The organism is Streptomyces umbrinus, from assembly GCF_030817415.1.
Taxonomy (GTDB): Bacteria; Actinomycetota; Actinomycetes; order Streptomycetales; family Streptomycetaceae; genus Streptomyces; species Streptomyces umbrinus_A.
This window is the reverse complement of sequence record NZ_JAUSZI010000002.1, coordinates 2186420-2213248: the sequence shown is the minus strand read 5'-3', so window position 1 is coordinate 2213248 and position 26829 is coordinate 2186420. Positions and strand designations below refer to the sequence as shown.

The window sequence follows — 26829 nt, the reverse complement described above, 5'->3', positions numbered from 1 at the left end:
ACCCGGTGGGTCACCAGATCTCGCGCAGAACTCTGCTCCGGACCACGAGTGGTATCGCCGTCGCCGGCGCGCTCGGCAGCGCACTGAGCGCCTGCAGCGGAGGAACCGGAGCCGGCAGCACCACCAGCGACCTGACCATGATTTGGTGGGGCAGCGACGACCGGCACGCGGCCTACAAGAAGGCGCTGGCCGCATTCCAGAAGAAGAACTCGAAGATCAAGATCCGGGAGACCTACTCCGGCTACGACGGGTACTTCGACAAGTTCAACACCAACATCGCCGGCGGCAGCGCCCCGGACCTGTTGCAGATGGACACCGCCCTGGTCGCGCAGTACGCCCGCAAGGGAGTCCTCGCTCCGATCGACTCCTACGTCGGCAAGTCCCTGGACCTCACCGGCTTCTCCAAGACGCTCCTCGCCGCGGGCACCGTCGACGGCAAGCTGTACGGCGTCCCGTCCGGCATCGGCGTCAACCAGCTCACGGTCAACCGCACCGGCCTGGAGAAGCTCGGCCTGAAGCTGCCCGACCGCGAGTGGACCTGGGCCGATCTGAAGAAGATCTCCCAGGACGTCTACAAGAAGAGCGGCGGCAAGATCTACGGCGTCGACGACGGCGGAGGCTCCACCCTCCAGTGCTTCGAGGTCTTCGCCCGGGAGAAGGGCGAGACGTTCTTCTCCGACGACGGCAAGAAGCTCGGCTTCACCCCGGCCACGCTCCAGGAGTGGTGGGAGTTCTGGGCCGACATGCGCAAGGTCAACGCCTCCCCGCCGCCGGCCATCACCTCGGCCGCGCACAACGACCTCACCAAGAACGCGGTCGTCATCGGCAAGGCCCTCTTCAGCTTCGACTCCGGCATCTACGGCGCGGGCGGCTCCATCACCGACGCGCAGCTGGACTTCCTGCCCACCCCGCAGGGCGACTTCTCAGGCGCCCGCGAAGGCAACTTCGTCAACGGCGGTGTCCTGCTGAGCGCCACCAAGGCCAGCAAGAAGGTCGCCGACTCCGTCAAGATCATGTCGTTCTTCGCGCAGGACGCGACGGCGATCAAGGACATGCAGCTGCTGCGCGGCATCCCGCCGACGGAGAAGGCCCGCAACCTGATCGCCTCGGGTCTGACCCCGACGGACAAGCTGAACATGGAGAACGCCGACTACATCTCCCAGCGTGTCGGGAAGGCGACCAACGCGCTGCCCGCGCCGGTGCCGCCGCCGCAGGGGGCCGACCAGATCTGGGACCTGCTGTTCCAGTCGAACCTCGCGGTGGCCTTCGGCAAGAAGTCGATCAAGGGGCAGCTCGGTGAGTTCTTCGATCAGGCGTCGGGGATTCTGGGCGGGTAGCTCCGCTATGGCCGGCGTGTCGTCGTCTGCGGGCCGGCTGTGGCTGGTCGCGCCCACGCGGCGGAGCCGCATATCGACACAGACCCGCGCCCCTCAGGGGCGCGGGTACGCCGGCCGCCCAGTAGTGCCGCACCACTGCAAGACCGGGAGAGGGCCAGGGAGATGAGTATGACCACCGCGAAGACAGACGAGGTCGTGGAGGAGCAGGCTGCTCCATCGACCCCGTCCGACCAGCGGGAGCGCGACCGTATGCGCCGTCGCCTCGCCAGACGGCGGGGCGGGGGCTGGTGGCCGTACGCCTTCCTGGCCCCCTGGTTCATCGGCCTGTTCGGCCTGACGATCTACCCGATGCTGGACTCGCTGTATCTGTCCTTCACCAACTTCGACCTGCTGACTCCGGCGCAGTGGGTCGGGATGGACAACTACAACAAGATGTTCACCGAAGACCCGGTCTTCTGGGACTCGGTGCATGCCACGCTGCTGTACGTCGTCGTCTCGGTGCCGCTGAAGCTCGCGCTCGCGCTCGGCGTGGCGATGCTCCTCAACCGCGACCTGAAGGGCATCGGCCTGTACCGGGCCGCCTTCTATCTGCCGTCGCTGCTCGGCGGAGCGGTCGCCATCGCCATCGTGTGGCGGCAGGTCTTCGGCGGCGACGGACTGTTCAACGACTTCCTCGCCTGGTTCGGCATCAAGGGCCAGGACTGGATCTCCAGCCCCGACACCGCGCTCTACACGCTGATCCTGCTGGCCGTCTGGCAGTTCGGCACCCCGATGGTCATCTTCCTCGCCGGTCTGAAGCAACTGCCCAAGGACGTGTACGAGGCGGCCGCGATCGACGGCGCCTCGCCCGTCACCCGGTTCTTCAAGATCACCCTGCCGCTGCTGACCCCGATCGTCTTCTTCAACGTAGTCCTGCAGATCATCGACGCGTTCAAGACGTTCACCCCCGCCTTCGTCATCAGCAACGGCTCCGGCGGACCGCTCAACTCGACCATGCTGTACTCCCTCTACCTGTACAAGAAGGGCTTCACCGACCTCCAGATGGGATACGCCTCGGCTCTCGCCTGGGTGCTGTTCCTGGTCATCGCAGGCTTCACGGCGGTCAACTTCATCGCCAGCCGCTACTGGGTCCACTACGACGACTGACGTCTGAGCGAGGAGTCCTTCAGCCATGTCCGCCATCACCTCGGCCCACGCCCCGAAGTCGCCGTTGCAGAAACTGCGTTCGGCCACCGGATCGCGCCGCATCTTCATCCACACCGTGCTCATCGGCGTGGCGATCGTCATGCTCTATCCGCTGCTGTGGATGCTGAGCAGCTCGTTCAAGCCCGACACCCAGATCTTCACCCAGCCGGGACTCATCCCGAGCTCGGTGCGCCCGGAGAACTACTCCGAGGGCTGGAGCGGCTCAGGCAACTCCTTCTCCCTCTACATCACCAACTCGCTGATCGTCACGATCGGCGCGGTGATCGGAAACGTGATCTCCTGCTCGCTGGCCGCCTACGCCTTCGCGCGCTTCGAGTTCCGCGGCAAGAAGATCTGGTTCGGCCTGATGCTCGGCACGCTCATGCTGCCCACCCAGGCCGTGCTGATCCCGCAGTACACGATCTTCTACAACCTGACCTGGATCAACACCTATCTGCCGCTGATCGTGCCGAAGTTCCTCGCGGTGGACGCCTTCTTCATCTTCCTGATGGTCCAGTTCATCCGCTCCATCCCGCGCGAGCTCGACCACGCGGCCATGATGGACGGCGCCAACCCCTTCCAGATCTACTGGAAGATCATCCTGCCGCTGATGAAGCCGGCCCTGATCACCACCACGATCTTCACCTTCATCTGGACGTACGACGACTTCCTCCACCAGCTCGTCTACCTCCAGCAGAACGACAAGTTCACCGTCCCCCTCGGACTGACCCTGTTCATGGACCAGACGAGCGGCTCCTCCTACGGTGCGATGTTCGCCATGTCGACGCTTGCCCTCCTGCCCACGCTCATCTGCTTCCTCATCTTCCAGAAGAGGCTGGTGGAAGGCTTGGCGACCTCGGGCATGAAGGGCTGATCCCGTGCATCTTCCCCACCAGCGCGGCCAGTTGCACCACCTCCCCGACGACCCGGCCGCGTACGACGCCGTGCTGGCCGCCGTCACCGAGGCGGCCCTGGCCCGCCTCACCCCCGAGGGCAACCTCGAGAACCCGGCCGCCGTCGACGACATCGGCGACACCTCGCTCGGCATCACGTCCCTGCTCGCGCTCGCCTGGCACCGCACCAAGGACCCGCGGCTGCCCGAGGCGGTCCGCCGCAGCCTCGCCTTCCATCTGGGCTCGCGCGTCTACACCGAGGACAACCCCGGCTACCCGAACCTGACGGCACGCAACTCCGGTCTGCCGTACGCCCGTTACACGCTGGAGTCGGGCGCGCACCCCATCGGCGACTGGCCGAGCACGGTGTGGGCGCTGCTCCAGGCCGTCAACGTCCTCGACGCGGCGGACGGCCTCGTCGAGGAGGACCAGTACCGCGAACTCCTGGACGTCGCCGGCGGCTACTGGCGCTGGCTCACCGAGGCCACCTTCTTCAACCCGCAGGACGCGGCGAACCAGGCCATCGGCTGCGTGGTCGGCGGCCTGATGCTTGCCCGCCATCTCCCGCCCGAGGAGGGAGAGCCGGTCCGGCAGCGGGCCCTGCGGCTGTACACCGACGAGATCCGTGCCCGGCGTGTACGGGACCGGGGCGCGCCCCTGGCCCCTGAGCACGGCGGCGCCTACGACAACAACTACGGGCCGATCTCCCTGTCCTTCCTCGCCCAGGCCCACCGGGTCAGCGGTGAGGAGGTCTTCGCGGAGGACGGCGACACGCTCGCCCGGTACATCGACGCGCGGGTCTGCGGGAGCGGCTTCGACATCGGCGGGCCGCGCTACAGCGAGCAGCACTCCGCCTTCGAATCCGTCCTCGGGCTGCGGTACTTCGGCCATCGCGTCGGCGCCGACATCGGGCGCTACGCCGGTGACTCGCGCTGGGCCCGGCACGCGGTCGGGGCCGACGGCGGCGTGGACGGGCACTTCGCGTACATGCTCGTCTGGCAGATCCAGGACACCACGAGCTGGCACCGCACGCCGAGCACGGCGCCCGCCCGCCACCAACTGCGGTCCGGCACCGTCACCGTGTCGTTCGACGACCGGATGACGCCCTCCGTGATCGAGGTCGGCGGCACGGCGCTCGTGGCCGCCGCCGTCAACCGGCAGCACGGATTCGGGCCCGTCGCGGACGACTTCCTGCTGTGCCGTCCGATGGGGGCGGTGCGGGTGGCGGACGAGCGCGCCGGCGGGCTCGCGGCCAAGCTCGTGAGCAAGCCCGTCGTCGGACGTGACCATGTCCTGCGCCATCTTCGGTCGCTGTACGTCACGGACGGCGCGCGGCTTTGGACGATCGTGGTCGTCGAACGGCTGGACGGGGAGCGGTACCTGCTCGCCGGGATGCCGTATGTCGCCGCGGACGGTGACCGGTTCCGTAGGGTGGGCGACTTCCCGCTCGTCGCGGCCGCCGGTGAGCTGCGTCTGACGCACCCTCCGCAGGGCAGCCCGGACTCCTTCGACGCCCGCGCCGAAGTCACCCAGCAGCAGGCCGCGTTCGCGTTGGCGGCCGATCCGCGCGGGTACGGGGACCCTGACGCAGGGTGGCGGCACGTGCGGACCACGACCGCCCTGGAGGTCGGGCCCGCGCCGGATGCGCCGGAGGGGCTTGATGTCTTCGCGGTGCGGTACGGGGAATCGGCCGCGGAGCCGCTGACCGTGGTCTGTGAGCGGACGGAGAAGGGGCTGGTCCTGCGCACGGCCTCCTTCACGGTGGTGCTCGGCGAAGCCGACGAGCATGGCGAACCTCAGCTCCTGTTGACTCCCGCGGGGACCTGACAGGCCCGGGCATTCCGGAGGGATTTCGCCCCCACCGCCCCTACCCATTCCCGTCACTGACTCAGGGGCTCCGCCCCCGAACCCCCAAAAGACTGCGCAGTTCCCCGCGCCCCTAAAAGGGCGCGGGGAACTGAGCGACCAGCCACACCCAACCCGCACCCGACAACACACCCCACGGGGCCTGGGGCGGAGCCCCAGAAGGACGGGAATGGGTAGGGGCGGCGGGGGCGAGAGGGTGGGGTTAGGCCGACACCGGCTCCCTGCCCGGTGACTCCTGGAGGGCCCGCTCGCCGAGGTGTTCCGTCGGCACCTTGTGTGTCTCGCGGGCCGTGAGCGCCGCGATCACCGGCGGGACGCACAGCGCGGCGGTGAACAGGGCAACCGACGCCCAGTCGTCGCCGTCCGGGCCGGCGATCTGGGCGGCGAAGGTCACCGCGAAACCGGCGATCGCGAAGCCGATCTGCGTGCCGATGGCCATGCCCGAGAGGCGAACCCGGGTGGAGAACATCTCGCCGTAGAAGGACGGCCAGACGCCGTTCGCGGCGCTGTAGACGACACCGAAGGTGACGATGCCGAGGACCATGACCAGCGGGTACGAGCCCGTGGAGATCGCCCACAGATAGGCGACCATCAGCACGCCACTGCCCGCGGCGCCGATCAGGAAGACGGGGCGGCGGCCGATGCGGTCGGACAGGGTGGCCCAGAGGGGGATGGCGCCCAGGGCGACCAGGTTGGCGAGCGCGCCCACCCACAGCATCGACGTACGGTCCATGCCGACCGAGTCGCTGGTCGCGTACGAGAGCGCCCACACCGTGAAGATCGTGCTGACCGAGGCGACGAGCGCGGCCGCGACCACCCTGAGGACGTCCGCCCAGTGGTCCCGCAGCAGCACGGCGAGCGGCATCTTCGCGACGCCCTCGGTGGCGGCCTGCTGGGTGAAGGTCGGGGTCTCTTCGAGGGTGCGGCGGATGACGTAGCCGACGACGGCGACCGCGATGCTCATCCAGAACGGGACACGCCAGCCCCAGGAGAGCAGCTGGTCCTCGGGGAGCGCGGCGACCGGGATGAACACCAGCGTGGCGAGGAGCTGGCCGCCCTGCGTGCCGCTGAGCGTGAAGCTGGTGAAGAAGCCGCGTTTGTTCGCCGGCGCATGTTCCAGTGACATCGAGTTCGCGCTGGCCTGCTCGCCGGCGGCCGAGATGCCCTGCAGGACACGGCAGATCACCAGGAGCACCGGGGCCAGCGTGCCGACCTGGTCGCGCGTCGGCAGACAGCCGATGAGGAACGTCGAAAGCCCCATCAGGATCAGCGTGAAGACCATGATCTTCTTGCGGCCGACCTTGTCGCCGAAGTGCCCGAGGAACAGCGCACCGACCGGCCTGGCCGCGTACGCGACACCGAACGTGGCCAGCGACAGCAGGGTCGCGGTGGCCGGGTCCGACTCGTCGAAGAAGACCTCGGGGAAGATCAGCGCCGCCGCGCTGCCGTAGATGAAGAAGTCGTAGTACTCCAGCGCGCTGCCGATCCAGGCGGCCGTCGCAGCCTTCTTTGGCTGGCCGGGTGGCGCGTCGAGGGGCGCTGCGGGGACGGACACGGCGTGCTCCTTCGGGGGAACTCCAACGTAAGCGGAGTGAGCGGAGGGGGAGAAGTGCCGGATCCCTGGGGTGACGGGACGGCTGTGCCGGGAGCTGCCCGGGTAATTAACCCACTGGATAGTTAGTAGCGGTTGGCTACGGATGTTGCGCTCACGTTTCCCGGGTGTCAAGAGGTCATACCGAAGGATCTTGCGGTGCCCTGCACGCGTCCCGCCTGCACCGCGCCGCGTTCTCAGTCCGCCGAGCGGTCCGCCGTCAGATAGGCGATGACCATGTCGCCCAGCATGTTCCGGTAGTGCTCGCGCTGGGCGGGGGCGACCAGGTCGCGGCCGAACAGGGCGCCGAACGTGTGCCGGTTGGCGACCCGGAAGAAGCAGAACGAACTGATCATCGCGTGCAGGTCGACGGCGTCCACGTCGGCCGTGAAGAGACCCGATTCCTGCCCCGACTCCAGGATGCGGCGGATCACGTCCAGGGCGGGCGAGCCGATCTTGCCGAGCTTCTCGGAGGCGGCGACGTGTTCGGCCCCGTGAATGTTCTCGATGCTGACCAGGCGGATGAAGTCGGGGTGCGCCTCGTGGTGGTCGAAGGTCAGCTCGGCCAGCCGCCGGATCGCCGCGACGGGGTCCAGGTGCTCCACGTCGAGCCCCTGCTCGGCCTCGCGGATGACGCTGTACGCGCGCTCGAGTACGGCGGTGAAGAGCTGGTCCTTGCCGCCGAAGTAGTAGTAGATCATCCGCTTCGTGGTCCGGGTCCGGGCGGCGATCTCGTCGACCCGGGCCCCGTCGTAACCGGCCCTGGCGAACTCGTGCGTGGCGACGTCGAGGATCTCGGCCTGGGTGCGGGCGGCGTCACGGATGCGCCCGTTCGGTCGTGCCGGTTCTTCGACGCTGGTCATCGGGCTTCCTTCGGGCGAGGGGCGTGTGCCCGAGATTCTAGAAGCAGGCTCCCGTACGCGGTTCCGGGTTGTCGGCCGAGCCTTCCCGTGACCCGCGGATGCTGGTATAGCTAACGTACTAGTTCGTACATTAGTGAGCCGCTCTGGAGGTCCGTCGTGGTCGCCCTGGTCAAGGACTCGTATCTCGTCGGACTGATCGGCGCCGGGATCGGCCCGTCGCTCAGCCCGGCACTGCACGAGCGGGAGGCCGACCGGCAGGGCCTGCGCTATCTGTACCGGCTGATCGACATCGACGCGCTCGGCGTCGGGCCGGAGGCGGTGGGGGATCTGGTGAGCGCCGCCCGCGACCTGGGCTTCGACGGGCTGAACATCACACATCCCTGCAAGCAGCTCGTCATCGAGCATCTGGACGCGCTCGCTCCGCAGGCCGAGGCGCTCGGCGCGGTGAACACCGTCGTGTTCGACGCTGGCCGTGCGGTCGGGCACAACACCGATGTCACCGGGTTCGCCGCCTCGTTCGCCCGCGGGCTGCCGGATGCCCCGCTGGAGCGGGTCGTGCAGTTGGGCGCGGGGGGAGCGGGGGCGGCCGTCGCGCACGCCATGCTCACGCTCGGGGCCGGGCACGTCACCGTCGTGGACGCCCTGCCTGACCGGTCGGCCGACCTCGCCGCCTCGCTGAACGCCCACTTCGGTGCGGGGCGGGCCGCTGCCGCGGGCCCGGAGCGGTTGGCGGCGCTGCTCGGCGGTGCGGACGGCATCGTGCATGCCACGCCGACGGGGATGGCCGCGCATCCGGGGCTGCCGCTTCCCGGTGAGTTGCTGCATCCCGGGTTGTGGGTGGCCGAGGTCGTGTACCGGCCGTTGGAGACCGAGTTGTTGCGTGCCGCTCGGGGGGTGGGGTGTGCGGTGCTCGATGGTGGGGGGATGGCTGTTTTCCAGGCTGCGGATGCGTTTCGGCTCTTCACGGGGCGGGAGCCGGACGCTTCGCGGATGTTGGCGGACATCGCGGAGCTGGCCGGAGCGGCCGGGGCTGCCGGGGCTGCCGGGGCGCGGAGTTGAGGGCGCCTTGGGGGTGGGGCGGCTCGGCTCGTGGGGCGGGTGCGGCTCGTCGTGGGTTGGTCGCGCAGTTCCCCGCACCCCTTGAGGGGCGCCTGCCCCTGACTCGTTCATAGAGGTTCAGCACCGAAGGAGCCCGTCATGCGTACGTCCATTGCCACCGTCTCTCTCAGTGGGGCCCTTACCGAGAAGCTCACGGCCGCGGCGCGGGCGGGCTTCGACGGGGTCGAGATCTTCGAGAACGACCTGCTCGCCAGTCCCCTCACACCCGAGGAAGTGCGGGCCCGCTGTGCCGATCTCGGGCTGAGCATCGATCTCTACCAGCCGATGCGTGACATCGAGGCCGTGCCCTCGGAGGAGTTCGCGCGGAATCTGCGGCGGGCCGAGCACAAGCTCCGGCTGATGGAGCGGCTCGGGGCCGACACCGTGCTCGTGTGCTCCAGCGTGTCGCCGCTCGCCGAGGACGACGACGCGCTGGCCGCGTTCCAGTTGCGGCGGCTCGCCGAACTGGCCGAGGGGTTCGGCATCCGCGTCGCGTACGAGGCGTTGGCGTGGGGCCGGCACGTCAGTACGTACGACCATGCCTGGCGCATCGTCGAGGCGGCCGACCATCCCGCGCTCGGGACGTGCCTGGACAGTTTTCACATCCTGGCCCGCGGGTCCGACCCCAAGGGGATCGAGGACATCCCCGGGGAGAAGATCTTCTTCCTGCAGCTGGCCGACGCGCCGCTGATGGCGATGGACGTGCTGCAGTGGAGCCGGCACTACCGCTGTTTCCCCGGGCAGGGCGGCTTCGACGTCGCCGGGCTCGTCGGGCATGTGATGCGTGCCGGATACGAAGGGCCGCTCTCGCTGGAGGTGTTCAACGACGTGTTCCGGCAGGCGGAGGCCGGGCCGACCGCCGTCGACGCGTTGCGTTCGCTGCTCGTGCTCCAGGAGAGCGTCGGCCTCACCGAGCCGCCCGCTCCTGTCGTACCGACCGGTGTCGCCTTCGCGGAACTGGTCACCCCCGACGTCGAACCGCTGTCGGAGATCCTCGAAGCGCTCGGCTTCGCCCGCACGGCCCGGCACCGCAGCAAGCCGGTCGACCTGTGGCAGCAGGGCGAGGCCCGGCTGCTGCTCAACACGGGTCCGGCCGCACGACGGGACGGTACCCAGCTGGCCGCCGTCGGCCTGGAGTCCCCGGATCCGGCGGGCGCGGCCCGGCGGGCCGAGGCACTGCTCGCTCCTGTACTGCCGCGCCGGCGCGCTCCCGAGGACGCCCCGCTGGACGCGGTCGCCGCACCCGACGGCACGGAACTCTTCTTCTGCGCCACGGACCGACCCGGACTGCCCAGCTGGACCGGCGACTTCGAGCCCGTCGCGCACAGGTCGCCCGTCGCCGGGGGCGTACACCGCATAGACCATCTGGCCCTCACCCAACCCTGGCACCAGTTCGACGAGGCGACCCTCTTCCATCACAGCGTCCTCGGGCTCGGCGCGCACGAGAGCGTGGACGTCGCCGACCCGTACGGACTGCTGCGCAGCCGTGCCGTCACCAACACCGACGGCAGTGTGCGGATCGCCCTCGGTGTCGGTGCGGCCCCGAGCGCGGACGAGGGCGGCCGCGCCCAGCACATCGCCCTCGCGACCGACGACATCGTCACCGCGGCCCGCCGGTTCCGGGACGCGGGCGGCTGCCTGCTGTCGATCCCCGCGAACTACTACGACGACCTCGCGGCCAGGTACGAGCCGGCCGACGGCGAGCTGGAGGCGTACCGCGAACTCGGCATCCTCTACGACCGGGACGCGGACGGCGCCTTCCGCCACTGCTACACGGAGACGATCGGCCGTCTCTTCTTCGAACTGGTCCAGCGCGACGCGGGCTACCGCGGCTACGGCGCGCAGAACGCCCCCGTACGGCTGGCCGCCCAGCACGTACGACGGCCGGTGCGCTGACTCCACACCGGGGGACCCTTTCTCACCGGATTCTCAACCTCCGCCAGGCCGGGCCCGATTGCGGGGCCCGGCCTGCGGCATGCCATAACACCGAGGATCAAGGGTGTGCAAGGAGGTGGACATTACCCACGAGTTGACATTGAAACCTCAAGAGCCGCCGCTATCATCACTCCACTACGGAGCGACCGTCCGCCGACCACCACCACGGCTGCACGGAATCGGCCACATCTCCCACTTACACCTGGCGCGTGCGGGCATGCCCGCACGCACTTCGTGCAGGACGGAAAGCAGCGCATCCATGGGCAACAACAAGGGCAGAGGGCTCCAGGCCAATGTCCTCGGCACGTTCGACACGGTCGTGATGGCGATCGCCGGCAGTGCCCCGGCGTACTCGCTCGCCGCGACCACCGCGGTCCTCGTCGGCGCGGTGGGCCTGGCCAGCCCCGCCGCGCTGCTGTACTGCGCGATACCCATGCTCGGCATAGCCCTGGCCTTCAGCTATCTCAGTCGGATCGACACCAATGCGGGCGCCAGCTACTCCTGGGTCGGCCGCACGCTCCACCCCTTCCTCGGCTTCATCAGCGGCTGGGCGCTGGTCATCTCGGCCACCATCTTCATGGTCGCCGGTTCGCTGCCCGCCGGTTCGATGACGCTGTCCCTCTTCGACGAGGGGCTCGCGGACAACACGGCCCTGTCCACCCTGGTCGGCGCGGCCTGGTTCGTCGCCATGCTGCTCGTCGTGCTGGGCGGCGCCCGGCTCACCGTCCGCGCCCAGCTGATCATGTCCGGTGTCGAGCTCGCCATCCTGGTGCTCTTCGCCGTGGGCGCCGTGCTCCACAACGACAACGCCAGGCCCTTCGACTGGTCCTGGCTCGGCTTCAGCCACTTCGACGGGGTGAGCGGTTTCGCGTCCGGCGCCCTCATCGCCGCCTTCTACTACTGGGGCTGGGACGTCACCTCCAACCTCAGCGAGGAGACCAAGGACAGCCGCCGCACCACGGGCCTCGCGGGCCTGATCGGTGTGGGCATCGTCTTCCTCCTCTTCGAGGCCTTCACCATCGCGGTGAACGTCATCCTCTCCTCGCAGCAGATCCAGGAGAACGACGCCAACGTCCTCGCGGTGCTCGGTGAGGAGATCTGGCCGGGCTGGGGCGGCAAGCTGCTGATCGTCTCCGTGATGCTGTCCACCATCGCCACCCTGGAGACCACGCTCATCCAGGTCACGCGCTCGCTGTTCGCGATGGGCCGCGACCACACGATGCCCAGTGCCCTGGGCAAGGTGCACCGCACCTGGAACACCCCGTACGTCGCCATCATCGTGGTCGGCACGGTGGCGCTGCTGATGCTCGTGGCGTCCAACGCCCTCGGCAGCGTCGGCGACATCCTGGAGAACGCCATCGCCGCGATCGGCCTCCAGATCGCCGTGTACTACGGACTCGCGGGTCTGGCGGTCGTCGTCGCCTACCGCAAGATGCTGCTGAAGTCCCCGTCCAACTTCCTCTTCGGCGGGCTGTGGCCGTTCCTCGGCGCCCTGTTCATGTTCTGGATCTTCATCGAGTCACTGAGCGATCTGAGCAACGCCTCGATCGCCATCGGCATCGGCGGCCTGGCCGTCGGACTCGTCCCCATGCTCTGGTACTGGCGCCAGGGCAGCGACTACTACCGGCCGGCGAGCCTGGACGCCAGCGATGTCGTGGAGACGGAGTACATTCCCGACGGCTACACCGCCGCGGAGGCGGAACGTTCCCGCGTCCACGAGGGTCTCCCCACCGACTTCTGAGAGGGCCCCGATGGCGAGAGACCGCTTCAAGCCCGAATTCGACCCTGACTGCGGGGACGCGCCCCTCACCTCCGCCAAACAAGACATCGTCATCGGCCGCTGGCAGGGTCTGCGGGAGCTGCTGAGGACCACCGGCCCCGCGTGGCTTGCGAGGGGCCACCGGATGCGGCTGCTCGCGCAGGCCTGCGCGAGCACCTCGACGGCCGAGTCCTGGCTGGCCGCCGAGCCCCACAGCGGTGACGCGCTGGTGCTGCGGGCCGCGACCGAGACGGCACGGGCCTTCAACCTGGCCATCGCCGCGGGCCGGGGCGTTCCCATCGACCAGAACCGCGTCGACGCCGCGGTCATGGCCTGCCTCCAGGCCGCCGAGTCGTACGTCGACGACCCCACACCCTGGATCTCGCTCATCGCCGTCGCGCGGCTCTATCCCACCGGGGTACGCCGCCAGGAACTGGGGCGCTGGTGGGACGAGTTGCACGCGCGCGACCCGTACAGCGTCGAGGGCCATCTCCAGGTGCTGCACTACTACTCGGCGCGGTGGCACGGTACGCACGGTCTGATGTACGACTTCGCCCGGGACGCGGCCGGGGTGGCGCCGCCGGGGTGTGCGTTGCCGGTGCTCGTGCAGTACGCCCGGGTGGAGGAGTTCCGGTACATCCTGGAGGGGGCGAAGGGGCAGCAGGGGTCTCTGACCGGGGTCAGTCAGCACTGGAACAACGACGGGGCCGTCAGTGATGTGCGGCGTACCTGGCAGCGGTGGATCACGGGTCGTGCCGATGCTCCCGTCGAGCCGGGGGAAGTCCACCAGCTCAACCACCTCACGCATGCCGCGTGTCATGCCGGGGTGCCGGACATCACCGCCTCGCTGTTCCGCCTCCTCGGCCGACGCGCCACGCGTACGCCGTGGTCCTACACGGGCGACCCGGAGAAACAGCTCACCAAGTGGCACAACAACCCGAAGCACCGCGCGTGAGCCGTCACGGGTATTTCGCCCCCGAACCCCCAAAAGACCGCACAGTTCCCCGCGCCCCTAGGTTTTTAGGGGCGCGGGGAACTGCGCGACAAGCCACAACCGGACCCGCACCCGACAACAAACCCATCGTCCTTCTGGGGCGGAGCCCCAGAAGGACGATGGGGGGTCCCCCCGCTCGAGCGAAGCCGAGAGTGGGGGAGGGTAGGGGCGGCGGGGGCGAGGGAAACTACCCCGGCGGCAGGGTGTTCCACTCGCTGATGACCGGACGGTCGTGCTCCGTCGAGAGCCGACTCAGCGTGCCGGTGCCGAGCTGGAACAGCCGGCCGTCCGCAGCGGAAAGACCGAGGCGTCGAGCGGTCAGCACACGCAAGAAGTGGGCGTGCGCGACAAGCACCACGTCACCATCCCCGAGCGCCTTCTCCGCCCGCGCCAGGACACGATCGGCCCGCTCACCCACCTCGGCGGGGGACTCGCCCGGATGCCCGTCCGGCCCGGCCGGCACCCCGTCGTTCCACAAGTACCAGTCCGGACGAGTGCGGTGGATGTCGACGGTGGCAATACCTTCGTACGCCCCGTAGTCCCACTCGTGCATGTCCGCATCGGACACCGCCCCGGTCAGCCCCGCCAGCTCCGCGGTCCGTATCGCCCGCCCCAGCGGACTGGTGAGTACGAGCGCGAAGTTCCGCCCGGCGAACAGCGGGAGGAGGGACTTGGCCTGTTCCTCACCACGCGGGGTGAGGGGCAGATCGGTCCAGCTGGTGTGCCGGCCCGACCTGCTCCACTCGGTCTCGCCGTGCCGGACGAGAAGGAGGTCGCCCATGACCACCGACTCCTACTTCGCGGACTCGACGGCGTGGCCGCCGAACTGGTTGCGCAGCGCCGCGACCATCTTCATCTGCGGCGAATCGTCCTGCCGGGACGAGAACCGCGCGAAGAGGGAGGCCGTGATGGCGGGCAGCGGCACGGAGTTGTCGATGGCCGCCTCGACGGTCCACCGGCCCTCGCCGGAGTCCTCCGCGTAACCGCGGAGCTGCTGCAGGTGCTCGTCCTCGTCCAGCGCGTTGACCGCCAGGTCGAGCAGCCAGGAACGGATGACCGTGCCCTCCTGCCAGGAGCGGAACACCTCGCGCACATCCGTGACGGAGTGGACCGCTTCGAGGAGCTCCCAGCCCTCGGCATAGGCCTGCATCATGGCGTACTCGATGCCGTTGTGGACCATCTTCGAGAAGTGGCCGGCGCCCACCTTGCCCGCGTGGACGAAACCGGCCTCGCCCTCCGGCTTGAGCGCGTCGAAGATCGGCTGGACCTTGGCGATGTGCTCGGCGTCGCCGCCGACCATCAGGGCGTAGCCGTTCTGCAGGCCCCAGACGCCGCCCGAGACACCGGCGTCCACGAAGCCGATGCCCTTGGCCGCCAGCTCCTCGGCGTGCTTCTCGTCGTCCGTCCAGCGGGAGTTGCCGCCGTCGACGACGGTGTCGCCCGGCTCCAGCAGGTCACCGAGCTCGTCGATGACGCCCTGGGTGGCGGCGCCGGCCGGGACCATCACCCACACCACACGCGGGCCTTCGAGCTTGCCCACCAGTTCGGTCAGGCTGTTGACGTCGGCGAGGTCCGGGTTGCGGTCGTAGCCGATCACGGTGTGGCCCGCGCGGCGGATCCGCTCGCGCATGTTGCCGCCCATCTTGCCGAGGCCGATGAGCCCGAGCTGCATCGCAGTCATGTCAGTTCACTTCTTTCGCAGGGTGCGGTACGTGGCCACGAGGGCGGCGGTGGAGGGATCGAGACCGGGGACGTCGGCGCCCTCGGTGAGGGCGGGTTCGACGCGCCTGGCGAGGACCTTGCCGAGCTCGACGCCCCACTGGTCGAAGGAGTCGATGTTCCAGATCGCACCCTGGACGAACACCTTGTGCTCGTAGAGGGCGATCAGTTGACCGAGGACGGACGGGGTCAGCTCGGCGGCCAGGATCGTGGTCGTGGGGTGGTTGCCGCGGAACGTGCGGTGCGGGACCTGCTCCTCGGGCACCCCCTCGGCGCGTACCTCGTCGGCGGTCTTGCCGAACGCGAGCGCCTGGCCCTGGGCGAAGAGGTTCGCCATCAACAGGTCGTGCTGGGCGGCGAGTTCGGCGCCCAGGTCGTCGACCGGGTTGACGAAGCCGATGAGGTCGGCCGGGATCGTCTTCGTGCCCTGGTGGAGCAACTGGTAGTACGCGTGCTGGCCGTTGGTGCCGGGCGTGCCCCACACGACGGGCCCGGTCTGCCACTCGACCGGGTTTCCCTCGCGGTCCACCGACTTGCCGTTGGACTCCATGTCGAGCTGCTGGAGGTACGCGGTGAACTTGGACAGGTAGTGCGAGTACGGCAGCACCGCATGCGACTGGGCGCCGAAGAAGTCGCCGTACCAGACGCCCAACAGGCCCAGCAGCAAAGGCGCGTTGGCCTCGGCATGAGCCGTACGGAAGTGTTCGTCGACGATCCTGAACCCGTCGAGCATCTCCCGGAAGCGGTCCGGGCCGATCGCGATCATCAGCGACAGACCGATCGCCGAGTCGAACGAGTAGCGGCCGCCGACCCAGTCCCAGAACTCGAACATGTTGGCCGTGTCGATACCGAAGTCCGCGACCTTCTCGACGTTCGTGGACAGCGCCACGAAGTGCCTGGCCACGGCCTCGGACTCACCGCCGAGACCGGCAAGGAGCCAGGACCGTGCCGAGGTCGCGTTGGTGATCGTCTCGATGGTGGTGAAGGTCTTCGAGGCGACGACGAACAGCGTCTCAGCGGGATCCAGGCCCCGCACCGCCTCGTGCAGGTCGGCCCCGTCCACGTTCGACACGAAGCGGACCGTCAGATCGCGGTCGGTGAAGGCGCGCAGCGCCTCGTACGCCATCGCCGGACCGAGGTCAGAGCCGCCGATGCCGATGTTGACGACGTTGCGGATGCGCCTGCCGGTGTGGCCGGTCCACTTGCCGGAGCGGACCTGCTCGGCGAAGTCGGCCATCTTGTCGAGCACGGCGTGCACCTTCGGCACGACGTTCTCGCCGGAGACCTCGACGACCGCGTCGAGCGGGGCGCGCAGCGCGGTGTGCAGCACAGCCCGCCCCTCGGTGACGTTGATCCGCTCGCCGCGGAACATCGCGTCCCGCAGCCCGAACACGTCGGTGGCGGTGGCGAGTTCCTGGAGCAGCGCGAGCGTCTCGTCGGTGATCAGGTGCTTGGAGTAGTCGATGCGCAGGTCACCGACCCGCACGGTGTAGCGTTCGGCGCGCTCCGGGTCCGTGGCGAACAGCTCGCGCAGCTGCGGATGGAGGAGCGGGCCGGCGCGGTGGTCCTCCAGTGCCGTCCACTCGGGGCGGCGGGTGAGCCTGGGTGTGTCAGGCACGGCTCTCCTCCCCTCCGGTGTCGTCACCGCGCAGGGCGACGGCGTACATCTCGTCCGCGTCCAGGCGCCGCAGCTCCTCGGCGATCAGCTCGGAGGTGCTGCGGACCTTCAGCGCGAGGGTGCGCGAGGGCTGGCCCGGCAGCGACAGCGTCGCGAGGGGACCCTCGGGACGGTCGATGACGATCTCGCCGTTCTTGGTGCCGAGCCGGACGGCGGTGACGACCGGCCCCGCGGTCACGACACGCTCGACCTGGACCTGGAGGCGGGCCTCCAGCCAGCGGGCCAGCAGTTCGGCGCTCGGGTTCTCGGCCTCGCTCTCCACCGCGGCCGAGGTGACCTTCGTGCGGGCCTGGTCCAGGGCGGCCGCGAGCATGGAACGCCACGGAGTCAGCCGGGTCCAGGCCAGGTCGGTGTCGCCCGGCGCGTACGAGGCGGCACGGGCCTCCAGGGCCGCGAGTGGCGCCTCGACCGCGTACATGTCGGTGATCCGGCGCTGTGCGAGGGCGCCCAGCGGGTCCTTGGCCGGGACCTCGGGCGCGTCCACCGGCCACCACACGACGACCGGTGCGTCCGGCAGCAGCAGCGGCAGGACCACCGAGTCGGCGTGCTCGGACACCTCGCCGTACAGCCGCAGCACGACCGTCTCGCCGGTGCCCGCGTCGGCGCCCACCCGGACGTCGGCGTCGAGGTGCGAGTTCGTGCGGTCGCGCGGGGTGCGGACGTGCCGCTTGATGACGACCAGGGTGCGCGAGGGGTGCTCGTGCGAGGCCTCCTCGGCCGCCTTGATCGAGTCGTAGGCGTTCTCCTCGTCCGTGACGATGACCATCGTCAGGACCATGCCCACGGCAGGCGTGCCGATGGCGCGGCGGCCCTCCACTAGGGCCTTGTTGATCTTGCTTGCCGTGGTGTCGGTCAGGTCGATCTTCATGGCCTGCGCCAGCTCCGTCCGTCTCGTGCGAGCATCTCGTCGGCTTCCCCGGGACCCCAGCTGCCCGAGGCGTACTGCGCGGGCCTGCCGTGCTTGTCCCAGTACTCCTCGATCGGATCGAGGATCTTCCAGGACTCTTCCACCTCCTGGTGTCGGGGGAAGAGATTGGCGTCGCCGAGCAGGACATCCAGGATCAGCCGTTCGTACGCCTCCGGGCTGGACTCCGTGAACGACTCGCCGTAGGCGAAGTCCATGGACACGTCCCGGATCTCCATCGACGTACCCGGCACCTTCGATCCGAAGCGCACCGTCATGCCCTCGTCGGGCTGGACGCGGAAGACGATGGCGTTGGCGCCGAGTTCCTCCGTGGCCGTCGAGTCGAACGGGGAGTGCGGGGCGCGCTGGAAGACGACCGCGATCTCCGTGACCCGCCGGCCGAGCCGCTTGCCGGTCCGCAGGTAGAAGGGGACGCCCGCCCAGCGGCGGTTGTCGACCTCCAGCTTGACGGCCGCGTACGTGTCGGTCTTCGACGCGGGGTCGATGCCCTCTTCTTCGAGGTAGCCGGGCACCTTCGCGCCGCCCTGCCAGCCCTCCGCGTACTGTCCGCGAACGGTGTGCTCGCCCAGGTCCTCCGGCAGCCGCACCGACTTGAGGACCTTGAGCTTCTCGGTGAGCAGCGAGTCGGCGTCGAAGGCGATGGGTTCCTCCATCGCGGTCAGCGCCATCAGCTGGAGCAGGTGGTTCTGGATGACGTCACGGGCCGAGCCGATGCCGTCGTAGTAGCCCGCACGGCCGCCGATGCCGATGTCCTCGGCCATCGTGATCTGTACGTGGTCCACGTACGACCGGTTCCAGACGGGCTCGTACATCTGGTTGGCGAAGCGGAGCGCCAGGATGTTCTGGACGGTCTCCTTGCCGAGGTAGTGGTCGATCCGGAAGACCTGCTCCGGGTCGAACACGTCGTGCAGGACCTTGTTCAGCTCACGGGCGCTCTTGAGGTTGTGGCCGAACGGCTTCTCGATCACCGCGCGCCGCCAGGAACCCGCCGGGGCGTCGGCCAGCCCGTGCTTCTTGAGCTGCTTGACGACCTTCGGGAAGAACTTCGGCGGTACGGAGAGGTAGAAGGCGTAGTTGCCGCTGGTGCCCCGGGAGGCGTCCAACTCCTCGACGGCTTCGCGCAGTTGCTTGAAGGCCTGATCGTCGCCGAAGTCGCCCGGGATGAACCGCATGCCCTCGGCGAGCTGCTGCCAGACCTCCTCGCGGAACTCCGTACGGGCGTGTTCGCGCACCGAGTCGTGGACGATCTGGGCGAAGTCCTCGTCCTCCCAGTCGCGCCGGGCGAAGCCGACGAGGGAGAAGCCCGGCGGGAGCAGCCCGCGGTTGGCCAGGTCGTAGACGGCCGGCATCAGCTTCTTGCGGGCCAGGTCGCCCGTGACACCGAAGATGACCAGACCGGACGGGCCGGCGATCTTCGGGAGACGGCGGTCGCCGGGGTGGCGCAGGGGGTTGTCCCAGTCGGACGCGAGGTCCAGCGCCTGGGCGAGGGACTCGGGCCCGAGGTCGGCGGCGGTGGCGTCCGGCGCCTCCGGTTTCCCGGCGTCGGTCGCGGCCGGTGCCGCCCCGGATGCCTTCGCCGGGGCTCCCTCGGGAAGCTTGTCGCTCATTCTCCGTCAACTCCCTTGCGGCTCAGTGAGACGGCGACCGCGTCGAGCAGCTCGCCCCAGGCGGCCTCGAACTTGGCGACGCCCTCGTCCTCCAGCTGTCGTACGACCTCGTCGTACGAGATGCCCTGCTTCTCGACGGCCTCCAGGTCGGCGCGGGCCTGGGCGTAGCCGCCGGTCACCGTGTCGCCGCGGATCTCGCCGTGGTCGGCGGTGGCGTCGAGCGTGGCCTCCGGCATGGTGTTGACCGTGCCGGGCGCGACCAGCTCGTCGACGTACAGCGTGTCCTTGTAGGCCGGGTCCTTGACGCCGGTCGAGGCCCACAGCGGACGCTGCTTGTTGGTGCTTCCGCCGAGGGCGGTCCAGCGGTCCGAGGAGAAGACATCCTCGTACGCCTCGTACGCGAGCCGCGCGTTGGCGAGTGCCGCCCTGCCCTTGAGCGCGAGGGCCTCGTCCGTGCCGGTCTTCGCCAGCCGCTTGTCGATCTCGCTGTCGACGCGGGAGACGAAGAAGGAGGCCACGGAGTGAATGGCGGAGAGGTCGAGGCCCGCGGCCCGTGCCTTCTCCAGACCGGCCAGGTAGGCGTCCATCACCTCGCGGTAGCGCTCCAGCGAGAAGATCAGCGTGACGTTGACGCTGATCCCGCGGCCGATGACCTCGGTGATCGCGGGGAGGCCGGCCTTCGTCGCCGGGATCTTGATCATCACGTTCGGGCGGTCGACCAGCCAGGCGAGCTGCTTGGCCTCGGCGACCGTCGCCGTCGTGTCGTGGGCGAGGCGTGGGTCGACCTCGATGGAGACCCGGCCGTCCCGGCCGCCGGTCGCGTCGTACACCGGACGCAGGATGTCGGCGGCGGCACGGACGTCGGCGGTGGTCATCATCCGTACGGCCTCGTCGACCGTCACGCCGCGCGTGGCGAGGTCGGCGAGCTGCTCCTCGTACCCCTCACCGGAGCCGATGGCGGCCTGGAAGATGGACGGGTTGGTGGTGACGCCCACCACGTGCCTGTTCTCGATGAGCTCGGCGAGGTTGCCGGACGTGATCCGCTTGCGCGAGAGGTCGTCCAGCCAGATGGAGACGCCTTCGGCGGAGAGGTTCTTGAGGGTTTCCGCGGTTGCGGTTGCTTCGGTCACAGTGATCATCTTCCTTCGTGCGAACGGATCAACCGCGGACGGCTGCCTGGGATTCCCGGGCGGCGGAGGCCACGTTCTCGGGGGTGAAGCCGAACTCGGCGAACAGGGTCCTGGCGTCGGCGGAGGCGCCGAAGTGTTCGAGGGAGACGATGCGTCCGTGGTCACCGACGTACCGGTACCAGGTCAGGCCGATGCCCGCCTCGACCGCCACGCGAGCCTTCACGGACGGCGGAAGCACGCTCGCGCGGTACTCCGGCGTCTGCTCCTCGAACCACTCGACGGACGGCATCGACACCACGCGCGTTCCGACGCCCTCGGCCTCCAACTGCTCGCGCGCGGCGACGGCGAGCTGCACCTCGGAACCGGTCGCGATGAGGATCACGTCCGGGGTCCCGGTGGAGGAGTCGCGCAGGACGTAACCACCCTTCGCCGCCTCGGGGTTGGCCTCGTACGTCGGCACGCCCTGACGGGTGAGGGCGAGGCCGTGCGGCGCCGGGTTGGTGGCGTGCCGCTTGAGGATCTCGGCCCAGGCGATCGACGTCTCGTTGGCGTCGGCGGGACGCACGATGTTCAGGCCCGGGATGGCGCGGAGTGAGGCGAGGTGCTCGACCGGCTGGTGGGTCGGGCCGTCCTCGCCGAGGCCGATGGAGTCGTGCGTCCAGACGTACGTCACCGGCAGCTGCATGAGGGCCGACAGACGGACGGCGTTGCGCATGTAGTCGGAGAAGACGAGGAACGTGCCGCCGTAGATCCGGGTGTTGCCGTGCAGCGCGATGCCGTTCATCTCCGCGGCCATCGAGTGCTCACGGATTCCGAAGTGGACGGTTCGGCCGTACGGGTCGGCCTCCGGCAGCGGGTTGCCCTTCGGGAGGAAGGACGAGGTCTTGTCGATGGTCGTGTTGTTCGAGCCGGCGAGGTCGGCGGAGCCGCCCCACAGCTCGGGGAGCACATCGCCGAGCGCCTGGAGAACCTTGCCGGACGCGGCACGGGTCGCGACGGATGTGCCCGCCTCGAACGCCGGGAGCGCGGACTCCCAGCCCTCGGGGAGCTGACCTGCCACGATCCGGTCGAAGAGCTTGGCGCGCGCGGGCTGCGCGGTGCGCCACTCGGCCAGCTGCTTGTTCCAGGCGGCGTGCGCCTCGGCGCCCCGGTCGAGGGCCTTCCGGGCGTGGTCCAGGACCTCGTCGGCGACCTCGAAGGTCCGCTCCGGGTCGAAGCCGAGGAGGCGCTTGGTGGCCGCGATCTCCTCGGGCCCGAGCGCCGAGCCGTGCGAGGCCTCGGTGTTCTGGGCGTTCGGGGCGGGCCAGGCGATGATCGTGCGCATCGCGATGATCGAGGGGCGCCCGGTCTCGGCCTTCGCCGCGGTGAGGGCCTCGTGGAGCGCCTGCGGGTCGATGTCGCCGCCGAGCGCGGGCTCGATCCGCTGCACGTGCCAGCCGTACGCCTCGTACCGCTTCAGTACGTCCTCGGAGAAGGCGGTGGCGGTGTCGCCCTCGATGGAGATGTGGTTGTCGTCGTAGACGAAGACGAGGTTGCCGAGCTTCTGGTGGCCGGCGAGCGAGGACGCCTCGGCGGAGATGCCCTCCTCCAGGTCGCCGTCGGAGACGATCGCCCAGACGGTGTGGTCGAAGGGGGACTCGCCCTCGGGGGCCTCGGGGTCGAACAGGCCGCGCTCGAAGCGGGCGGCCATCGCCATGCCCACCGCGTTGGCGACGCCCTGGCCGAGGGGGCCCGTGGTCGTCTCGACCCCGGCCGTGTGCCCGTACTCCGGGTGCCCGGGCGTCTTCGAGCCGTGCGTGCGGAACGCCTTGAGGTCGTCCAGCTCCAGCTCGTACCCGGAGAGGAAGAGCTGGGTGTAGAGGGTCAGCGAGGTGTGGCCGGGGGAGAGGACGAAGCGGTCGCGACCGGTCCACTCGGGATCCGCGGGATCGTGTCGCATCACCTTCTGAAAGAGGGTGTATGCCGCCGGGGCGAGGCTCATCGCGGTTCCGGGATGACCGTTCCCGACCTTCTGCACGGCATCCGCCGCAAGCAGACGGGCCGTGTCGACGGCTCGCCGGTCCAGATCGGTCCACTCAAAGCTGTCAGGTGTCTGCGTGCTCATCTTCAAGAAATCCTCGGTAGAAGCCCAGTAACTGCTCGGTTGCGTTCAAACTTAAAAGTCAGACTTTTGCCGGGGAAGGTGGCCCTGTGTCAGCCTTTGGTGAAAGTGGGACAACGACTGCGGGACCGAGCCGACGCGAGAGGGACATGGCGGACAGAAGCACCCAAGGCGGTGGCGGCCGTGAAGGTGGCGGCCGTGACGTCGATGGCCGAGACGGTGACGGCGGCGACGGGATCAGAACCTTTCCCTTTCCCGTCGACCTGAGCGTCTGCGGAGTCGGCATGCAGGTCGGTCCGATGGAGCCAGGCCGGACCTGGCACGCGAACGAGGCGATCGAGCGCGTCCACCGCATCGACTTCCACGTGGTCATGCTCTTCGGGGACGGCCCGGTCCGGCACATGGTCGACTTCACCGAGTACGAGGTCCTGGCCGGTGAGCTCCTGTGGATACGCCCCGGCCAGGTCCACCGCTTCTCCAGCACGGAGGCCTACCGCGGAACGGTCCTGATCATGCAGCCGGGCTTCCTGCCCCGTGCCACGGTCGAGTCGACCGGCCTCTACCGCTACGACCTGCCGCCCCTGCTGAGGCCCGATCCGGCCCAGCTCGCAGGACTGAGGGCCGGCCTCGCCCAACTGGAACGCGAGTACGTCGACACGACCACGCTGCCGCTCACCCTGCACACCTCTGTGCTGCGGCACTCCCTGACCGCGTTCCTGCTCCGCCTGGCCCACCTCGCGGCCAGCTCCGCCGACGCGGCACGCGACCAGGCGGACACCACCTTCACCCGCTTCCGCGAGGCGGTCGAGAAGGGCTTCGCCACCAACCACAGCGTCAGCGCGTACGCCGACACCCTCGGCTACTCCCGCCGCACCCTCGTCCGGGCCGTCCGCGCCGCGACGGGCGAGACCCCGAAGGGCTTCATCGACAAGCGGGTCGTCCTGGAGGCCAAGCGGCTCCTCGCCCACACGGACATGCCGATCGGCCGCATCGGGGTCTCGGTGGGCTTCCCCGACGCGGCCAACTTCACCAAGTTCTTCCACCAGCACACCGGGGTGGCGCCGGCGGCGTTCCGGGCGGAACTGCACTGAGGCAACAGAGGAGTTGAAGGAATCGAAGGAGGGGGCGGGCCTGTCGGGCCCGCCCCCTCCTCGCCGACTCGGCTCTCAGCGGGCGAAGTTGAACCAGTTCACGTTCACGAAGTCCGCCGACTGGCCGCTCGTGAAGGTCAGATAGACGTCGTGCGTTCCGGTGACGCTGCTGATGTTCGTCGGGACCGTCCGCCAGCTCTGCCACCCGCCGGTGTTGGCGAGCGCGAAGGTGCCGATCGGTGCGTTCGTTCGGCTGTCGAGGCGGACCTCGACCAGGCCACTGGCCCCGCCCCCCACACCGCTCGCGACCCGGGCGCTGAACTGCCTGGCCGCCGTGGAGCCGAAGTTGACGCCTCGGAAGAGGGCCCAGTCGCCGTTGGCGAGTGCGCCGATGTTCTGGCCGCCGCCGGAGTCGGTCGTGGTCTCGGTGATCGTGCCGCTCTGACCGTCGAACGACTCGGCCTGGATCGCGCTGTACGCGTCACGGTTGCCGGTCGGCGGAGGCGTGGTGCCGCCCGCGGACTGCAGCACCTGGACGTAGTCGACGACGAGTGGGTTGCCGGGCACGGTGGCGCCGTCCGGACCGCCGCCGAAGGCGTCCACGAAACCGCCGCCCATCGCCACGTTCAGGATGATGAAGAAACCGTGGTTCGTGGCGTTCGACCAGGTCGTCGCGTCGACCTGGTTCGCCCGTACGGTGTGGTAGTTGATGCCGTCGACGTAGAAGCGGATCTCCTCCGGGCTCGTCGACCGGTCCCACTCCATGCCGTACGTGTGGAAGCCGGCCTGGCAGGTCGCGCCCGGGCAGGCGGTGGAGCCGCCGAGGCCGGTCGTCTCGTTGCAGGGGCCGCCCGGGTTGGTGCCGCAGTGCATCGTGGCCCACACGGTGTTGAGACCCTGGACGTTCTCCAGGATGTCCAGCTCGCCGACGCTCGGCCAGTTCTGGTAGTTGCCGCGGTAGGGCGCGCCCAGCATCCAGAACGCCGGCCAGTAGCCGCGGGCGGCGGCGCCCGTCACGTTCGGCATCTGGATACGGGACTGGACGCGCAGCTTGCCACCGGCGGGCGGCTGGAAGTCGGTGCGGTTGGTCTCGATGCGTCCCGAGGTCCAGTTGCCCGCGGCGTCGCGGCGCGGGGTGATCCGGAGGTTCCCGGCGCCGTCCAGTGCCACGTTGTTGGTGCTGGACGTCATGTTCTCGATCTCGCCCGTGCCCCAGTTGGCGGGCCCGCCCGGGTAGCCGTGGCCGGTCGCGTACTGCCAGTTCGAGGTGTTGACGCCGGTGCCCGCCGTGCCGTTGAAGTCGTCGACGAAGACCTGGGTCCAGCCGGTGGGCGGCGCGGGCGCGTCCGCCTCTGCTGCCGATGCCCCGGCCGCCGCCAGGCTCAACACGCTGACCAGTGCGATGAGCGTGCGCCGGAGTGGACCGCGTCTGACGGGTGTGCCTGAAGTTTCCCTCATGGGTGCCTCTTCGGGTACGGAGTGGGGGTGCGCGGGTGGTTCGGGGGTGATTCCGAGATGGTTCGGGGGTGCGTGGGAGCATGTGAGAGCGCTCTCAACGCGGCCGCGCGGCCAATGTGCTCTTCGGCACTCCGGTCGTCAAGAGATAAAGCAGAGAAAGCCCTCAGAGGGCAGGGGAGTTCACACCGTGAAGGAGGGGACGGATCGGACGCGGTGTCAGAGAGCGCTCCCCGCCCGCCAGTCCGTCCACGACAGGTTCCAGCCGTTGAGGCCGTTGGCCGGATCGACCGTGTCCTCGCCCGTCTCCCCGCCCGTGTTCCCGCCCGGGTTCTCGACCACGACCACGTCGCCGAGCATGGAACTCTTGTAGAACGCGTAGCCCGGCGTCGACGTGTCGTCCGCGCCTTTCGTGTCACGCAGTCCGATGCACCCGTGGCTGGTGTTGCTGCTGCCGAAGATCGACGCCGACGCCCAGTGGTTGCCGTGGATGAACGTGCCCGACGTGGTGAGGCGCTGCGCGTGCGGCACGTCGTCGATGTCGTACTCGTCGCCGAGCCCGACCGTGGACGACTCCATCCGCGTCTCCTTGAACCGCTCGCTGATCACCATGATCCCGGACCAGGTGGTGTGCTCGGCGTCCCCGCCGGACACGGGATACGTGGCGAGGGTCCGCCCGTCCCGCCGTACCGTCATCGTCTTCTTCGCCAGGTCGACCGTACTGATCTGCTCGCGGCCGATGTGGAAGGTGACGTCCTTGGACTGGGTGCCGTGGACGCCGTCCGCGCCCTCGACGTCCTTCAGGCGCAGGCCGAGCGTGATCTCCGTGCCCGCTGCCCAGTACTCCTCGGGCCGGAAGTCCAGCCGGGTGTCGCTGAACCAGTGCCCCACCACCTCCACCTGCGGATCCGCGGTCACGGTGATCGCCTTCTCGACGGCGGCACGGTCCGTCACGGCGTGCGTGAAGTTGACCGACACGGGCATGCCGACGCCGGAGGTCAGGCCCGCCTCGGGGGTGAAGTAGCCGATGAAGGTGTCAGCGGGGGCTCGGGTGCTGAAGGTCATGGTCTCCGCGGCGCTGCCCTGTGCCACTGCCGTGACCGTGTACTCGGTGCCGGAGTACGGGTTGCGGGTGGACGTCCATCGCGTACGGGCGCCGTTGAAGGTCCCGGGCAGAGCGGAGCCGTCGTCGCGGGTCACCTTGACGCGGGAGAGCGTGCCGGTCTGGGCGGTGACCTCGACGGGGCTGGTGAAGGCGGCGTTCCTGGTGCCGTCGGTGGGTGTGACGGTGAGGGTGGGGGCGGTGGCCCCGGCCGCCTTGGGAGTGCTCCCGCTGGAGGCGTTCGCCGAGGCGGTGCATCCCGTCAGGACGGCGGCCGGTACGAACCCGAGGACGGCGAGCACGCCCCGCCGGGACCACGTCTCCGGCTGCTCCGGCCCGTTGGATATGTGCGGGACGCCCACGGGGGTGCCTTCCTGCTGTGACCACTGGTGCGCTTGCATCGTGCGCCTCTTGTATGGGGCGGGCCTTTGAATCGGGCGGGGCCTGGCTGAGATTGCTGTGAGGAGACGGTGGGAGCGGCTGAGACGGCTGACGGTGCT

The 26829-nt window shown here is 69.2% G+C and carries 20 protein-coding genes; 9 read left to right on the top strand and 11 right to left on the bottom strand.

What is annotated here, in order from left to right:
* The first annotated feature begins 5 nt into the window (after positions 1-5).
* The 4 genes from QF035_RS10415 (at position 6) to QF035_RS10400 (ending at position 5242) form a co-directional block, all read left to right on the top strand.
* The gene (locus QF035_RS10415) at positions 6-1337 is read left to right on the top strand and encodes an ABC transporter substrate-binding protein (protein ID WP_055613695.1); all 1332 of its coding nucleotides are present in this window, start codon (positions 6-8) and stop codon (positions 1335-1337) included.
* A gap of 168 nt (positions 1338-1505) precedes the next feature.
* Entirely contained in the window at positions 1506-2483 is a 978-nt protein-coding gene (locus QF035_RS10410; RefSeq protein ID WP_307519788.1) for a carbohydrate ABC transporter permease, read from the top strand.
* A gap of 25 nt (positions 2484-2508) precedes the next feature.
* Complete coding sequence (locus QF035_RS10405; protein WP_055613697.1) at positions 2509-3396, top strand: carbohydrate ABC transporter permease; 888 nt, start codon at positions 2509-2511, stop codon at positions 3394-3396.
* Positions 3397-3400: 4 nt separating this feature from the next.
* Positions 3401-5242 carry a hypothetical protein gene (locus tag QF035_RS10400; RefSeq protein WP_307519787.1) on the top strand — a complete coding sequence of 614 codons (1842 nt, stop codon included), beginning with the start codon at positions 3401-3403 and terminating at the stop codon, positions 5240-5242.
* A gap of 241 nt (positions 5243-5483) precedes the next feature.
* On the opposite strand, the gene QF035_RS10395 is transcribed toward QF035_RS10400, so the two are convergent.
* On the bottom strand, positions 5484-6836 hold the full coding sequence (locus tag QF035_RS10395; RefSeq protein WP_307519785.1) for an MFS transporter: 1353 nt from the start codon (positions 6834-6836) through the stop codon (positions 5484-5486).
* A 233-nt stretch (positions 6837-7069) separates the two neighbouring features.
* A complete protein-coding gene (locus QF035_RS10390) occupies positions 7070-7735 on the bottom strand; it encodes a TetR/AcrR family transcriptional regulator (RefSeq protein ID WP_307519784.1) in 666 nt (221 codons plus the stop codon).
* A 165-nt stretch (positions 7736-7900) separates the two neighbouring features.
* On the opposite strand from QF035_RS10390, the gene QF035_RS10385 reads away from it, so the two are divergent.
* The 4 genes from QF035_RS10385 to QF035_RS10370 all read left to right on the top strand — a co-directional run bounded on the left by QF035_RS10385 (position 7901) and on the right by QF035_RS10370 (position 13482).
* Positions 7901-8794 (top strand): shikimate dehydrogenase, encoded by an 894-nt coding sequence (locus tag QF035_RS10385; protein WP_307531031.1) that lies wholly within the window; start codon positions 7901-7903, stop codon positions 8792-8794.
* 138 nt (positions 8795-8932) lie between these two features.
* Positions 8933-10729: a bifunctional sugar phosphate isomerase/epimerase/4-hydroxyphenylpyruvate dioxygenase family protein gene (locus QF035_RS10380; protein WP_307519783.1), complete on the top strand. Its 1797-nt coding sequence runs from the start codon at positions 8933-8935 to the stop codon at positions 10727-10729.
* 298 nt (positions 10730-11027) lie between these two features.
* Entirely contained in the window at positions 11028-12509 is a 1482-nt protein-coding gene (locus QF035_RS10375) for an APC family permease (RefSeq protein WP_307519782.1), read from the top strand.
* 10 nt (positions 12510-12519) lie between these two features.
* A complete protein-coding gene (locus QF035_RS10370; RefSeq protein WP_307519781.1) occupies positions 12520-13482 on the top strand; it encodes a hypothetical protein in 963 nt (320 codons plus the stop codon).
* Positions 13483-13708: 226 nt separating this feature from the next.
* On the opposite strand, the gene QF035_RS10365 is transcribed toward QF035_RS10370, so the two are convergent.
* The 7 genes from QF035_RS10365 to tkt are packed head-to-tail and all read right to left on the bottom strand — an operon-like array spanning position 13709 to position 22684.
* The gene (locus QF035_RS10365) at positions 13709-14302 is read right to left on the bottom strand and encodes a histidine phosphatase family protein (protein WP_307519780.1); all 594 of its coding nucleotides are present in this window, start codon (positions 14300-14302) and stop codon (positions 13709-13711) included.
* A gap of 12 nt (positions 14303-14314) precedes the next feature.
* The gene (gnd, locus tag QF035_RS10360) at positions 14315-15193 is read right to left on the bottom strand and encodes a phosphogluconate dehydrogenase (NAD(+)-dependent, decarboxylating) (protein WP_307531030.1); all 879 of its coding nucleotides are present in this window, start codon (positions 15191-15193) and stop codon (positions 14315-14317) included.
* Between the two features lie 15 nt (positions 15194-15208).
* Positions 15209-16858, bottom strand: a complete 1650-nt coding sequence (gene pgi / locus QF035_RS10355; protein WP_307519778.1) for a glucose-6-phosphate isomerase — start codon at positions 16856-16858, stop codon at positions 15209-15211.
* A complete protein-coding gene (gene opcA, locus QF035_RS10350) occupies positions 16851-17786 on the bottom strand; it encodes a glucose-6-phosphate dehydrogenase assembly protein OpcA (RefSeq protein WP_307519776.1) in 936 nt (311 codons plus the stop codon). Before opcA ends, pgi begins: the two co-directional genes overlap by 8 nt.
* Positions 17783-19450, bottom strand: coding sequence for a glucose-6-phosphate dehydrogenase (gene zwf / locus QF035_RS10345; protein WP_307519774.1), 1668 nt, complete (start codon positions 19448-19450; stop codon positions 17783-17785). Before zwf ends, opcA begins: the two co-directional genes overlap by 4 nt.
* The gene (gene tal / locus QF035_RS10340; RefSeq protein WP_307519773.1) at positions 19447-20589 is read right to left on the bottom strand and encodes a transaldolase; all 1143 of its coding nucleotides are present in this window, start codon (positions 20587-20589) and stop codon (positions 19447-19449) included. Before tal ends, zwf begins: the two co-directional genes overlap by 4 nt.
* Positions 20590-20608: 19 nt before the next feature.
* A complete protein-coding gene (gene tkt / locus QF035_RS10335; protein ID WP_307519772.1) occupies positions 20609-22684 on the bottom strand; it encodes a transketolase in 2076 nt (691 codons plus the stop codon).
* Positions 22685-22830: 146 nt separating this feature from the next.
* Between tkt and QF035_RS10330 the strand changes: the two genes are divergently transcribed.
* Positions 22831-23772 carry a helix-turn-helix transcriptional regulator gene (locus QF035_RS10330; RefSeq protein ID WP_307519770.1) on the top strand — a complete coding sequence of 314 codons (942 nt, stop codon included), beginning with the start codon at positions 22831-22833 and terminating at the stop codon, positions 23770-23772.
* Between the two features lie 75 nt (positions 23773-23847).
* Here the strand turns inward: QF035_RS10330 and QF035_RS10325 are convergent, their stop codons facing one another.
* Both QF035_RS10325 and QF035_RS10320 read right to left on the bottom strand, forming a co-directional pair.
* Positions 23848-25230 carry a glycoside hydrolase family 16 protein gene (locus QF035_RS10325; protein WP_307519769.1) on the bottom strand — a complete coding sequence of 461 codons (1383 nt, stop codon included), beginning with the start codon at positions 25228-25230 and terminating at the stop codon, positions 23848-23850.
* Positions 25231-25446: 216 nt separating this feature from the next.
* On the bottom strand, positions 25447-26691 hold the full coding sequence (locus tag QF035_RS10320) for a L,D-transpeptidase (protein WP_307531027.1): 1245 nt from the start codon (positions 26689-26691) through the stop codon (positions 25447-25449).
* Positions 26692-26829 lie beyond the last annotated feature (138 nt).

Excerpts from the sequence above, each read along its gene's own strand:
- QF035_RS10410 (WP_307519788.1), top strand. The coding sequence starts at position 1,506 with ATGACCACCGCGAAGACAGACGAGGTCGTGGAGGAGCAGGCTGCTCCA.
- QF035_RS10405 (WP_055613697.1), top strand. The coding sequence starts at position 2,509 with ATGTCCGCCATCACCTCGGCCCACGCCCCGAAGTCGCCGTTGCAGAAA.
- QF035_RS10390 (WP_307519784.1), bottom strand. The coding sequence starts at position 7,735 with ATGACCAGCGTCGAAGAACCGGCACGACCGAACGGGCGCATCCGTGAC.
- QF035_RS10380 (WP_307519783.1), top strand. The coding sequence starts at position 8,933 with ATGCGTACGTCCATTGCCACCGTCTCTCTCAGTGGGGCCCTTACCGAG.
- QF035_RS10375 (WP_307519782.1), top strand. The coding sequence starts at position 11,028 with ATGGGCAACAACAAGGGCAGAGGGCTCCAGGCCAATGTCCTCGGCACG.
- QF035_RS10370 (WP_307519781.1), top strand. The coding sequence starts at position 12,520 with ATGGCGAGAGACCGCTTCAAGCCCGAATTCGACCCTGACTGCGGGGAC.
- QF035_RS10365 (WP_307519780.1), bottom strand. The coding sequence starts at position 14,302 with ATGGGCGACCTCCTTCTCGTCCGGCACGGCGAGACCGAGTGGAGCAGG.
- gnd (WP_307531030.1), bottom strand. The coding sequence starts at position 15,193 with ATGCAGCTCGGGCTCATCGGCCTCGGCAAGATGGGCGGCAACATGCGC.
- opcA (WP_307519776.1), bottom strand. The coding sequence starts at position 17,786 with ATGAAGATCGACCTGACCGACACCACGGCAAGCAAGATCAACAAGGCC.
- zwf (WP_307519774.1), bottom strand. The coding sequence starts at position 19,450 with ATGAGCGACAAGCTTCCCGAGGGAGCCCCGGCGAAGGCATCCGGGGCG.
- tal (WP_307519773.1), bottom strand. The coding sequence starts at position 20,589 with ATGATCACTGTGACCGAAGCAACCGCAACCGCGGAAACCCTCAAGAAC.
- tkt (WP_307519772.1), bottom strand. The coding sequence starts at position 22,684 with ATGAGCACGCAGACACCTGACAGCTTTGAGTGGACCGATCTGGACCGG.
- QF035_RS10330 (WP_307519770.1), top strand. The coding sequence starts at position 22,831 with ATGGCGGACAGAAGCACCCAAGGCGGTGGCGGCCGTGAAGGTGGCGGC.
- QF035_RS10325 (WP_307519769.1), bottom strand. The coding sequence starts at position 25,230 with ATGAGGGAAACTTCAGGCACACCCGTCAGACGCGGTCCACTCCGGCGC.